Here is a 13,200-nt window from a genome sequence, read left to right as displayed (position 1 = left end):
TCAAAACAATCAAAAAAATGAAAAAATCAATTCAATTATTAGTGTGCGGAGCATTTTTAGTAACTTTTATTGCAAATGCACAATGGTCATCCAACGATAAAAAGAAAGGAAATGGGACCGTCGTTACCGAAACGAGAACAACAGCAGACTATGATGCGATAAAAGTTTCCGGTTCTTTTGATGTAGATTTAGTAGCAGGAAAAGAAGGAAAAATTATCATCAAGGGAGAAGAAAATTTACTATCTGCCATAAAAGTTGAAGTTGAAGGGAATGTATTGAAAATTTACACTGAAAAAGGCATAAACATAAAATCTAGTATCGGTAAAAAGATACAGGTAACGATACCATTTGAAAAAATAGCTGAAGTAACTTTGTCAGGTTCAGGAAATATTCAGTCAAAAGACGTTATTAAAAATGATGCATTTCTTGCCAGATTATCCGGTTCTGGTAACTTTAATTTAGCAGTAGATTCCAATAATTTAGAATTAAATCTAAGTGGCTCAGGAAATGTACGTTTAAAAGGAAATGCAGTTAATTTTACCACTAAACTTTCAGGTTCCGGTGATATTGATACTGCAGATTTACAATCAAAAAATGTTAATGTAACAGTTTCCGGATCCGGAAACAGCAAAATTAACTGCAAGGAAAGCTTAACTGCAAGAGTTTCAGGTTCAGGAAATATCAAATACACAGGAAATCCTGAAAAAAGAGATGTAAAGGTTTCAGGTTCAGGAAATATCTCAAAGGTATAGTCCTAAAAAAACAATAATCATCATCAATCAAATTATACAAGTTTGTCTTATTTAGTGACAACTTAAATCCCTGAAAAGGCACTTTAGTATTTAAAGTGCCTTTTTTGGTATTCTTCTCAATAGAAAAATAGCTGTAATAAAGAATATTCCAAGAATAACAATTGCTGAACGGGAACTTCCTGTTAGTTGGTCAATAATCCCGTAAACACACATTCCAATTACAATTCCTATTTTTTCAGCTACATCATAAAAACTAAAAAATGAAGCTGTATCTTCTGTTTCAGGTAATAATTTCGAATAGGTAGAACGTGATAGAGCCTGAATTCCTCCCATTACAAATCCTGCAATAGTAGCTGCAATGTAAAAATGGATTGGCAGGTAAATAAAATAAACAATCACACAGAATACTACCCAAATAAAATTAATAAAGATCAAGGTTGGGATATTACCAAATTTAGATGATGCTTTTGACGTTATTACCGCACCTGCAACCGCAATTAGCTGTATTAGTAAAATACTAACAATCAAACCAATTGTAGCTTCGTCTTTAGACTCCCATTGAATCTCTTGGGCTCCAAAATAGGTAGCCACCAACAATACGGTTTGTACTGCCATACTTGAAACAAAAAAACCTCCTAAATAACGTTTTAATGGGATATTTTGCTGTAGCAATGCCCAAACTTTCTTTAATTCTTTGAAGCCATTAAACACAACTGTTTTTGTTAGTTTTTCAGTGCGTTCTTTTCTTCCCTTTGGTAAATAATAATACGTATACTGACTGAACAATATCCACCAGGCACCCACCATTACAAACGAATACCTCATGGCTTTCATTGCTGCCTCGCCGTCTGTTCCCGTGATTCCAAAAAGCTTTGGTTTCATGATCATTGCAAGATTGATCAGCAATAAAACTACGCTTCCAATATAACCAAGCGAATATCCCTTAGCGCTAATACTGTCTTGTTGCTCTTCAAAAGCGATATCCGGTAAATAAGAATTGTAAAAAACCAAACTTCCCCAAAAACCAATTAGTCCCAAAAAATAAAAAGCCAGTCCAATATAAATATTATCCAGGTCAAACCAATATAATCCGATACAGGATGTAGCTCCTAAATAACAGAAAAATTTCATGAACGATTTTTTATTCCCAACATAATCAGCAATTCCTGATAATAATGGAGACATAACAGAAACAACCAAAAATGCCATCGCCGTGATAAAACTAATTAAAGCTGAATTCTTTAGATGCATTCCAAAAACATCAATATAATGATCACGGTCCGCAAATAAAGCTTCATAAAAAATAGGAAATACTGCAGATGCAATTGTTAGTGTATAAACTGAATTTGCCCAGTCATAAAAAGCCCAGGCATTTAATAATTTTTTATCTCCTTTTTGTAAGTTTTTCATAGAAATGGTTTTGTTAACAGCTTACGAATTTATCCAATTTTTGTGATAATCAAATAAAAATCTGATAAATCGTAGATTAATAAATTATCAACACTTTAAAATAATATTTACATAAAAAAAGCTACCCTAAAAAGAATAGCTTTAATAATTTGTATCGAATGATATAATGTTCTTTATTTTATAATCCCCACTTTTAATGCTGTAGCTTTTGCTTCCGGAATCAACGATTTTATATTAGCAATCCTTGTTGCGTCAGACGGGTGTGTACTCATGAATTCAGGTGTACCTGCAGCGCCTGATTTAGCTGACATTCTCGTCCAGAATGCAATGGCATCATCCGGATTATAACCTGCAATTGCCATTAGGGTTAATCCTATTTTATCTGCTTCAGTTTCATTACTTCTGCTAAACGGCAGCATCACTCCTACTTCAGAACCAACTCCGTAAGCCTGAGCAAATATTTGTCTTGTTGCTTCAGATTTGTTGCTGGTTGCAGCGTCTAATGCAGCACTGCCGATTTGCTGTAACTGTGCAGCGCTCATTCTTTGTGCTCCGTGATTCGCTAATGCGTGAGACACTTCATGTCCCATAACAGTCGCTAAACCTGCATCGTTCTGAGTGATAGGTAAAATTCCCGAATACACAACAATTTTCCCGCCAGGCATACACCAGGCATTCACTTCTTTACTATCAACCAATTTATACTCCCAACGGTAATCTTTTAAGTATTGCGACTGACCTAAAAATGTCAAATATTTTTCTGCGGCAGCTTTAATTCTCATTCCGACAGTTTCTACCCTTTTGGCATCCGCAGTTCCTGTTATAACTTTATTTTCTGTTATAAAAGTATTATACTGCTGAAAAGAGGAAGGAAACAATTCGCTGTTTGAAACGAAATTAAGGTTTTTCTTTCCTGTAACGGGATTAGTAGCGCAACCAGCTATCAAAACAGCTGTGAAAATCCCTAATATTAATTGTTTTTTCATGATCGATATATTTTTGAAACACACAAAAATACAATTATTATTAATTTATGATTTACATAATTAAATAAGAAAATACCAAAATTTACTTACTCTCCAATAATATGAAGTTCATTAAACTCTTTATCAACAATTAAGAAGTGATTCTCTTCAAAAGCAGCGGAATCAAATACTACTTTTTCATTGTCTAGTTCGATCTCTGTCACTTTAAATGGCAAACCTATTAAGTTGATTTTGTATTTGCTGTAAGGTGTATCATATTTACCTTCTTTATGAAGCTGAATGATTAATTCCTTTTCTTTGCCAATTGTTCTAAAAGATAAAAAACTGTAACGTCCCTTTTTATAATCATAGCCGTCTTGCGCATCCTCATAAACTACTGATTTTTCTTTACCGTTTTTAAAATATAAATCAAGCGTTAATTCATCAAATTCAAGTTCGCCAACATATTGCTGAACCGGATATTTTGGAATTACGGCACCCGCTTTTACAAAAAGTGGAATTTCATCAAATTTAGTATCTACCCAAACTTCTTTTCCTCCAGTAGAAAATTCATTCGTCCAATAGTTATACCATTCACCTCTTGGGATATACATACGTCTACCTACAGCGTTAGGTTCAAGGATTGGACATACCAATATTTGATTTCCAAAGATAAATTCATCATTACGATAATGCGTTTGCGTGTCATCCTGATCATAATATACTAATGGTTTCAGCATGGGAATTCCTTCTTCGATATATTGCCAGAACATGGTATACAAATAAGGTAATAACTGATAACGAAGACTGACAAACTTTCTGGTAATATTAATCACTTCTTCATCAAAAGCCCAAGGTTCCTGATTGCCATGATCTCCGGAAGAATGTGTTCTGCAAAAAGGATGAAATACACCTAACTGGATCCAGCGTGCATATAATTCTCCGGTTGGCTGTTCAGCAAAACCACCAATATCAGAACCTGTAAATCCCATTCCGGAAATACACATTCTTTGCACCTGAATATTCGCAATCCATAAATGCTCCCAAGTAGCAACATTATCTCCTGTCCAGGAGGATGTATAACGTTGTGCTCCCGAATATGCCGAGCGTGTTATTACAAAAGGACGTTTAGGATAAGCAAATCGCTTCACTCCATGATACGTCGCCCTTGCCATTTGAGTACCGTAAATATTATGTGCTTTTCGATGACTGCAAGGATTTCCGTCATAAATATGACGAACATCCATTGGGAAAGTTTTATTGGGCACCTCCATAACGGCAGGTTCATTCATATCGTTCCAAACTCCTTTTACACCAATATCTGAAATTAATTCTTTAAATAATCCAGCCCACCATTCTCTGACTGCGGGATTTGTATAATCAGGAAAATTACACTCTCCCGGCCAGACTTTGCCTTTCATATAAGGACCGTCAGCTCTTTTGCAAAAATAATCCTTTTCTAAGGCCTCCTGATACACCCAGTAATCCTTATCTATTTTTATTCCGGGATCGATAATGACAACCGTTTTAAAGCCGTCTTCGGCTAATTCTGCTACCATTCGTTTTGGGTCAGGAAAATATTCCTTGTTCCAGGTAAAACATCGAAATCCTTCCATATAATCGATATCCAAGTAAATGGCATCACAAGGAATTTTTAACTCTCTGAATTTTGAAGTAATTTCTTTTACTTTACTCTCCGGATAGTAACTCCATTTGCACTGGTGATATCCTAAAACCCATAATGGAGGTAATTCCGGTTTTCCCGTCAAATCGGTATACGTCGTGACTACATCCTGCATTTGAGGCCCATAAACAAAATAATAGTTCATTTCGCCGCCTTCAGCCCAAAAACTCGTAACATTTCTTCTTTCCTGACAAAAGTCAAAAAAAGTTCTGAACGTATTATCGAAGAAAATACCGTAAGATTGTTTGTTCTGTAAACCGATGTAAAATGGAACAACCTTATACAACGGATCTTGCTCTTTTTGATAAGCATACTGATCTGTAGCAAAATTCTCGAGTCTTTTGCCTTTTAGATTCATTTGAGTGGCTTTATCTCCCAGTCCGTAAAAGCATTCCCCGTCTTTGGAAGACTTGCTCATTTTGACAATATTTCCGCCATATTCATAACTCTCTTCCCAGTGAAAACCAAGTTCATCTTCGAGAATTAAAACATCGTTTAAATCATAAATAGACAAACGAAGATCAATTTTCTGAATTTTACATTTTACCTTGCTCGTCCTGATCTGAAAATAAGTTTCTTCTTCTGTAAGTTCTAAAAAATTATAACCATGAAGCTGCGTTTTATCAATTGCATATGAGAAATCGTTGCTGAAATATCCTTTTGTAGTAAAACGAAACCGAATTAAACTGTCTCTGAGAATAGTAACTTTTAAGATTACTTTGTTGTCTGTATTAAAAAAAATTGAATCTCCTTCATGCTCAAACGAAACAATTTTTGAAGGATATAAATCTCCTTTATATTCTAATGATGTATTTGTAATCATAACACTAAATAAATTAATTATTCTAACTCTGTCTCTCTTTCAAACATACAAAAAAACCTCCTAAACCGCTATCAATAAAAGGTTTATTCACGAAAACGTTTTTTCTGAACGACTCTTAAATTATTGCTCAAAAAATAACAATTCGACAATTTTAAAACTTAAAACTGACAAATTGTTACCGCAATAAATAACTGCTGATTTTTTTATGAATACGAATAAACTGTAACACTTAAAGGAGGCAAAGTTAATGCGACAGAATGATCTCTTCCGTCATAAGCAATCGCTTCAATTTTTAAAGTTTTAGCATTTCCTATCCCGCTTCCACCATAAAGTACTGCATCACTATTAAAAATCTCTTTTAATTTGCCTTTTTTCGGAATTCCGATTCTATAATTTTCCCGAATTACTTGCGTAAAATTACAAACCACGATCACATTTTCATCAGGATCATTCCCTTTTCGGATATAAGATAAAACCGCATTTTGATGATCTGAATAATTGATCCATTCAAAACCTTCTGCCGAAAACTGTTTTTCATACAATGCAGGATGCGATTTATACAATTGGTTTAAATCTGTAATCAGTTTTTTTATACCGGAATGATAGTCATATTGCAACAAATGCCAGTCTAAACTTTTTTCAAAATTCCATTCGTCGCTCTGTCCAAATTCAGATCCCATAAACAATAATTTTGTTCCGGGATGAGTAAACATGTAACCATATAGGAGTCTTAAATTAGCAAATTTCTGCCATTCGTCGCCGGGCATTTTATTGGCAATCGATTTTTTTCCATAGACGACTTCATCATGAGAAAATGGAAGCATGAAATTTTCAGTAAACGCATACGTCATCGAAAACGTCAAATCGTTTTGATGGTATTTTCTATAAACCGTTTCTTTCTGAAAGTACTTTAGTGTATCGTGCATCCAGCCCATCATCCATTTCATTCCAAAGCCTAAACCACCTGTAAAAGTGGGTCTCGAAACCATAGGAAACGAAGTGCTTTCTTCAGCAATTGTCTGGACTCCATCAAAATTAGCGTAGATTACTTCATTAAACTCTTTAAGAAAACTAATAGTATCCAGATTCTCTCTGCCTCCATAAATATTCGGTTCCCATTCTCCCTCTTTTCTCGAATAATCAAGGTACAACATCGAAGCTACAGCATCAACGCGTAAACCATCAGCATGATAATGCTGAAGCCAGAAAACAGCATTACTAATTAAAAAAGCACGAACTTCATTACGGCCATAATTAAAAACCAGGCTTTTCCAATCCGGATGATATCCCTTTCTGCGATCCGGATGTTCGTATAAATGTGATCCGTCAAAAAAACCTAAACCGTGGGCATCATCAGGAAAATGCGATGGAACCCAATCTAATATTACTCCAATTCCGGCCTGATGCAATTTATCAACCAGCACCATAAAATCCTGTGGTTTTCCAAAACGTGAAGTCGGAGCAAAATAGCCTGTCAACTGATAACCCCACGACGGATCATAAGGATATTCCATTATAGGCATAAATTCAACGTGGGTAAAACCCGTTTCTTTTACATAATTTACCAAATCATCCGCCAGTTCAAGATACGTCAGGAAACGATTATTATCACCGCGTTTCCATGAACCTAAGTGTACTTCATAAACAGAGTATGGTCTATCAAGACCATTCTTCTCCTTACGCGATTGCATCCAGTTTTCGTCTTTCCAATTATAATCTAAATCCCAGACAACAGATGCTGTATGAGGTGGTTTTTCGCAGTATAAAGAAAAAGGATCAGCCTTTTCAGTTACAACTCCGTCTATACTGGATTGAATTTTATATTTATACAAAGAACCTTTTGTAATATCAGGGATAAATCCTTCCCAAATTCCGGAAGAATCCCAACGCACTTGCAACAAATGTTCACCTTCTGTCCAATAATTAAAATCACCAACAACCAAAACAGATTGTGCTGTTGGCGCCCAAACTGCAAAATAAACGCCCTTTACTCCGTTAACTTCAACTAAATGCGCTCCTAACTTTTCGTATAATTTGAAGTGTTTGCCTGCTTTGAATAAATCAATATCAAAATCAGTAAAAAGAGAATGCGTGATAACTTTATTCATATTTGGTTTTTAAGGCAACAATTAATGTATTTTATTCAATTCTAAAATTATCCGATAGAACAACTCCCTTTTTAATAACAACAATTCCGTCTTTTATACTATACAGCTCATTTGTAAAATTGTCCAAATGTTTTCCTCCATTAATATGAACATTGTTTCCAATACGAACATTTTTATCGACCAGAGCATTCTTTATAAAACAATTTTCACCTATTCCCACATGAATTTTATTAATCGTACTTTCATGATTCATCTCATCAAGATCCTGATAAAAATCGTTCCCCATGACATAACAATTTTCAAGAACAGTACCTACTCCAATTCTGGAACGAATACCAATTACAGAACTCTTAATTTCTTTGGCATTAACAATACAGCCTTCAGAGATTAAAGATTGATTTATAATTGAATTTCTAAATTTAGACGGAGGCAGTAATCTCGGTCTTGTAAAAATTTTATTCTCATTATCAAATAAATTAAACTCAGGAATATCCGCAGTTAAACCAATATTAGCTTCAAAAAATGATTCAATATTCCCAATATCTGTCCAATATCCCTCATATTGATAACTCAGGATTTTATGTTTTCCAACAGCATGCGGAATAATTTCTTTTCCGAAATCTTTTGTCTCCGGATTCGCCATTAATTCTTCTAATAATGGTTTATTAAAGATGTAAATTCCCATAGAAGCAAGGTATTTTTTACCTTTTTCCTGCATTTGCTCGCTCACTTCAGACTCCCATTGCGGCAATAAAGATGCATCAGGTTTCTCGATAAAAGCTTCAACACAACTTTCGTGATTTGTCTTTAGAATTCCAAATTCCGGCGCATCTTTTGCGTTTACCGGCAAAGTTGCAATAGAAATCTCAGCATTTGCAGCAATGTGAGCTTCTAACATTTCATTAAAATCCATTTGATACAACTGATCACCGGAAAGAATCAATGCGTGATCGAAATCGTGTTTTAAAAAATGCGACATACATTGTCGAACAGCATCTGCAGTTCCCTGAAACCATGTTGGATTATCAGGAGTTTGTTCTGCAGCTAAAATATCTACAAATGACTGACTGAAAATACTAAAATTGAATGTGTTCTTAATATGCGCATTCAAAGATGCCGAATTGAATTGCGTCAGAACAAATATTTTAAAAATATCCGAATTGATACAATTTGAAATCGGAATATCTACCAATCGGTATTTCCCGCCAATTGGAACTGCCGGTTTTGATCTGGTTTCTGTTAATGGGTACAAACGTGATCCTTGTCCTCCTCCTAAAATAATGGCAACTACATTCTTCTTTTTAAACTTCATTTTTCTCAATTATTAAGGTGTATATCTCGATATATTCTTGGCAAACGCGCTCCCAGGAATGGTCAATTCCCATTCCCATTTTTCTTATTTTATAGAAATTTATTTTATCGTCATATAGTTTTACTGCACGATTTATTGAATAACAGATATCTCCTACCGAGGCCTGGTCATGACAAATTCCATTTCCGTTATCACCAAAATCAATTACAGTATCGCGTAAACCTCCCGTTCTCCTCACGATTGGAATTGTACCATAACGCAAAGCATACATCTGATTTAAACCACAAGGCTCGACTCTCGACGGCATTAAAATATAATCGGAACCAGCGTATATCAAATGCGCCAGCTCTTCATTGTAACCAATAAAAACACTATAATTGCCATTATAATCATTTCGCAATTGAATTAATTGTTCTTCTATAGCAGAATTTCCCGATCCCAAAATCAGGATATTAATATTTTCGTAATTTTCAGATAAAGCCAAAGCAGAAGCCTGAGGCAACAGATCTCCCCCTTTTTCTTCGAATAAACGGCCTATAAAACTAAATAATGGCTTTGCAGGGTCTAAATCAAATTGCTCGCATAATTTTTCTTTATTTTTTTGCTTTCCACTTTCTGACGTTTCAACCGAATAATTTTCAGCAATCATTTGATCCTTAAACGGATTCCACACTTCAAAATCAATTCCGTTTAAAATTCCTTTTGATTTATCTCTTACAGATCTGAACAAGGCTTCTAACCCATTTGCCGAGATATTAATTTCATTCAGATAACTTGGTGATACAGTCGTAACTGCATGTGCACATTTTACGCCTACTGCCAGAGAATTAATAGAATGATCCCATTCTAAAAAACCAACGTGTATTAAATCAAATTCAGGTAAATAATGTAATTTATCAAAACCAAACCATCCCTGATACAAACCATTATGAATCGTGATTACTGTTCTGACTGATCTTAAATTTTCATATTTATACGCATACTTAACCATAAATGGAATCAATCCGGTATGATGGTCGTGACAATTAATAATATCAGGAATAGTATTTCTACTCGAAATCCAATCTAAAGCAGCTATTTGGAACGATAAAAATCGTTCTATATCATCCTCATAACCATACACGTTTGAACGGTTAAACAATTCCTCTATTTCTATCAGATACAATTCGTAACCTAACTTATCGTTTATCTCTTTTAAGATACTGAACGGAAAATCAAAGTCACCCAGAGATATACTTCCCTGATGAACGCGTTCAAAATCATTTTCATTCCTGAACTTTGTGTCATAGCAAGGAACAACAACGCGAACCTCATGACCTGCATTCTTTTGATATTTTGGTAATGCCCCAACAACATCAGCCAAACCGCCAACTTTAGCCATAGGATAGCATTCTGCACTAATATGAAATATTTCCATGTAGAAATTTATAAACGTATTAATAAAACTAATCTGTGAATTATTTTTTTCAGTAAGCATTCATTAATATCTTACTTTTATGTTTCCTAAATTTAGGAAAAAATAAGTGAAATTACAGCTTCAGAAAAAATTTATTAATATGGCAAAAAAGGTTACTAATCCTACTCAATCATTAAAAATTCCACAGGTAATTATACTTTCTGGTAAAATACTCGCTTTTATATCCCCTAAGTTCGCTACAACATTTGCCGCAAAGCTTTTTACAACTCCTATAAAACATAAAATTCCTAAACGAGAGTATGAAATGGATAACAAAAGTGGCAAAAATAGAATCATGGTACCCGTCATTAATAAAAGTATCCTGACGTACCAGTATGGAAAAAGTGAACAGAAAATTTTATTAGTCCATGGTTGGTCCGGCCGCGGAACACAGTTATTCAAAATAGCAGATGCACTTTTGCAAAATGGCTATTCGACTGTAAGTTTTGATGCTCCCGCACATGGAAAATCAGAAGGAAATACAACGATAATGTCTGAATTTATTGCCTCTATTCTGGAAATAGAAAAACAATATGGGCCTTTCGAAATTGCGATTGGACATTCACTAGGTGGAATGTCTGTCCTAAATGCTGTCAAAGATGGTTTAAAAGTAAAAAAAGCTATTGTTATTGGCAGCGGAGACATTGTACAGGATATTTTAGATGAATTTATTTTCAAACTTGGATTGAACCAAAAATTCAGCGAACGTCTTCGTTTTCTATTTGAGGATAAGTACCAGGTAAAAATGGATGATTTTTCCGCTTATCGTGCGGCTCAAAAAATTCAAATTCCAGTTTTGGTAATCCATGATAAAGATGATCCTGAAGTGCCTGCCGAAGCAGGAATTCATATTCATAAACACTTACAAAATGGAACTTTATTTTTGACCGAAGGTTTAGGACACAGAAAAATACTTGGTAACCAAAATGTTATAAAAAAGATCCTTGATTTCATCAAAACTACTTAATTTTGTGATAGTTATATTTTTGTAATTGAATTTAAAACGATACCGAGATGAATTTATTTCGAGAAACATCAGATTGGGAAACTAAGTTAAATCCCATTCTAAAAAAATATAAAGGAAAAAATCATCCGTTAGATTACAAAAATACTTATCAGTTATTGGTCATGGTCGTTTTATCTGCCCAGGATTCTGATGCAAATATCAACACTATTGCACCTGCTTTATTTGCAAAATTCCCAACACTCAAAAGTTTATCCGAAGCCGATTCACAGACCTTTATTCCCTATATAAGTAAGGTTCGGAATTATCCAACCAAAACACAATGGCTTCTTGAAATTGCTAAAACCATCAAAAATGATGAAGATATCCCCTTGACAATGCAAGGATTGACAGCGTTAAAAGGTATTGGCAGAAAATCTGCAAATGTTATTTTAAGAGAAACCCATCAACCTGCCGAAGGTATTATTGCAGATTTACATGTAATTCGTGTAGCACCAAGAATTGGAATAATAAAAGAAAATAAAGATGGTAATAAAGTCGAAAAGGATCTTATGCAAGCGTTACCAAAATCAATTTGGTCAGAAATTGGAATGGTAATTTCATTTCTGGGAAGAGAGACTTGCAGGCCAAAACCTAAATGCGAAGAGTGTTTGTTGACAGATGTTTGTCATTACTATCTTAATGAAGTAATTTAAAAATTTATTTACGTCTTGTATCAATTAAATAGATAATTTTCCAATTCCCTTTTTCTTTAAACAAAGTAAAGGTATTAACACCCGTGTGACTTAGCTTATCATTCAAATAAAATTCATAAGGCGCCCAAACATGAGCCATCGTTCCATCTATTTGAATATTGTAACTTAAAAATTTTTCTTGAAATTTTACATTTGACGGAATTGAAGCAATAGATTTAAATAGTTCCCCCGCTGTTTCATCAGATAATTTACTGCCTTTCGTCTCACTTTCACTAATTGACTGCAAAATAATTTTAGAAGAACAAACGGATTGCATTTTTGCCGTTTCTTTTTGATGAAACCCGTCAAAGAAAATCTCAATAGTTTTCTGCACATCATGCTTTTGTGCACTAACCGAAAAACCTATAAACAATAAAATTACAATGTAAAGTTTCATACTTACAAATTAAAATTCAATCGAAGATAGAAATTCTAATGAAAAAAGACGAATGTTTGATGTTGCCCCGAATTATTTTGAATCATTTTTTTTAGTATAACAGCACTTCGCTGAGAATTGCTTTATCCGTATAAGTAGCTACTTTTTTTCAAATAACACATTCTCAGGGTTTCGTTTCTGACCTTAAGTTCTAATGTATTTTTGTACAAGCTAATTATATGTAAATTTATTTGGGCGTTTCCCTGCGTGCGGGCTGGGCTGTCCGCTAAATCTTTTGCGATAGGCTTATCGGTTTACACCGAAAAAATTTAGTTTTCCACAAAAGGATACCGCTGCCATCCCTAACGCAGTTTACGGGTAATTAGAAATATAATTTTTAAAATTCTAAAGTGTTATGACTACTAGTCTTTGCAAACTTAACATTTACAAACAATTCAAACTCCTTTGTGTGCCTTGCGGTTAAATAAAGGTAAAACCGTAAACCAATTAAAACAAAAAACCCCGTTTGGTTAGAAACAGGGTTTTCAAACGAAAGATGACAGGCCCCGATAGTCATCGGGGCTCCCACATAACTGCAGGATTTTGTAAAACAAAA

11 protein-coding genes are annotated in these 13,200 nt (G+C 34.4%); 3 read left to right on the top strand and 8 right to left on the bottom strand.

Annotated features, from left to right (window positions below; all coding sequences use genetic code 11):
- Window positions 1-17: 17 nt before the first annotated feature.
- Window positions 18-752 (top strand): head GIN domain-containing protein, encoded by a 735-nt coding sequence (locus tag B0A67_RS21210; protein WP_072964488.1) that lies wholly within the window; start codon window positions 18-20, stop codon window positions 750-752.
- Window positions 753-842: 90 nt separating this feature from the next.
- On the opposite strand, the gene B0A67_RS21205 is transcribed toward B0A67_RS21210, so the two are convergent.
- From B0A67_RS21205 to B0A67_RS21180, 6 genes are all read right to left on the bottom strand, one after another.
- A complete protein-coding gene (locus B0A67_RS21205; protein WP_072964489.1) occupies window positions 843-2,162 on the bottom strand; it encodes an MFS transporter in 1,320 nt (439 codons plus the stop codon).
- A gap of 173 nt (window positions 2,163-2,335) precedes the next feature.
- On the bottom strand, window positions 2,336-3,148 hold the full coding sequence (locus B0A67_RS21200) for a M48 family metallopeptidase (protein ID WP_072964490.1): 813 nt from the start codon (window positions 3,146-3,148) through the stop codon (window positions 2,336-2,338).
- 86 nt (window positions 3,149-3,234) lie between these two features.
- The gene (locus B0A67_RS21195) at window positions 3,235-5,634 is read right to left on the bottom strand and encodes a glycoside hydrolase family 31 protein (protein ID WP_072964491.1); all 2,400 of its coding nucleotides are present in this window, start codon (window positions 5,632-5,634) and stop codon (window positions 3,235-3,237) included.
- A 203-nt stretch (window positions 5,635-5,837) separates the two neighbouring features.
- A complete protein-coding gene (gene glgB, locus B0A67_RS21190; protein ID WP_072964492.1) occupies window positions 5,838-7,742 on the bottom strand; it encodes a 1,4-alpha-glucan branching protein GlgB in 1,905 nt (634 codons plus the stop codon).
- A 31-nt stretch (window positions 7,743-7,773) separates the two neighbouring features.
- Window positions 7,774-9,054: a glucose-1-phosphate adenylyltransferase gene (locus B0A67_RS21185; protein ID WP_072964501.1), complete on the bottom strand. Its 1,281-nt coding sequence runs from the start codon at window positions 9,052-9,054 to the stop codon at window positions 7,774-7,776.
- Window positions 9,044-10,471 (bottom strand): glycogen synthase, encoded by a 1,428-nt coding sequence (locus B0A67_RS21180; RefSeq protein ID WP_072964502.1) that lies wholly within the window; start codon window positions 10,469-10,471, stop codon window positions 9,044-9,046. Before B0A67_RS21180 ends, B0A67_RS21185 begins: the two co-directional genes overlap by 11 nt.
- A gap of 139 nt (window positions 10,472-10,610) precedes the next feature.
- Between B0A67_RS21180 and B0A67_RS21175 the strand changes: the two genes are divergently transcribed.
- Complete coding sequence (locus B0A67_RS21175) at window positions 10,611-11,477, top strand: alpha/beta hydrolase (protein ID WP_072964503.1); 867 nt, start codon at window positions 10,611-10,613, stop codon at window positions 11,475-11,477.
- A gap of 47 nt (window positions 11,478-11,524) precedes the next feature.
- Window positions 11,525-12,169: an endonuclease III domain-containing protein gene (locus tag B0A67_RS21170; RefSeq protein ID WP_072964493.1), complete on the top strand. Its 645-nt coding sequence runs from the start codon at window positions 11,525-11,527 to the stop codon at window positions 12,167-12,169.
- 4 nt (window positions 12,170-12,173) lie between these two features.
- On the opposite strand, the gene B0A67_RS21165 is transcribed toward B0A67_RS21170, so the two are convergent.
- The gene (locus B0A67_RS21165) at window positions 12,174-12,605 is read right to left on the bottom strand and encodes a nuclear transport factor 2 family protein (protein WP_072964494.1); all 432 of its coding nucleotides are present in this window, start codon (window positions 12,603-12,605) and stop codon (window positions 12,174-12,176) included.
- Between the two features lie 376 nt (window positions 12,606-12,981).
- The coding region (locus tag B0A67_RS25065) for a hypothetical protein (RefSeq protein WP_207557369.1) at window positions 12,982-13,200 on the bottom strand (219 nt) is incomplete at its 5' end.

Source organism: Flavobacterium aquidurense (assembly GCF_002217195.1).
GTDB classification, from domain to species: domain Bacteria; phylum Bacteroidota; class Bacteroidia; order Flavobacteriales; family Flavobacteriaceae; genus Flavobacterium; species Flavobacterium frigidimaris.
Note: the sequence above shows the minus strand (reverse complement) of the source record. Positions and strands in the feature narration are given on the sequence as shown.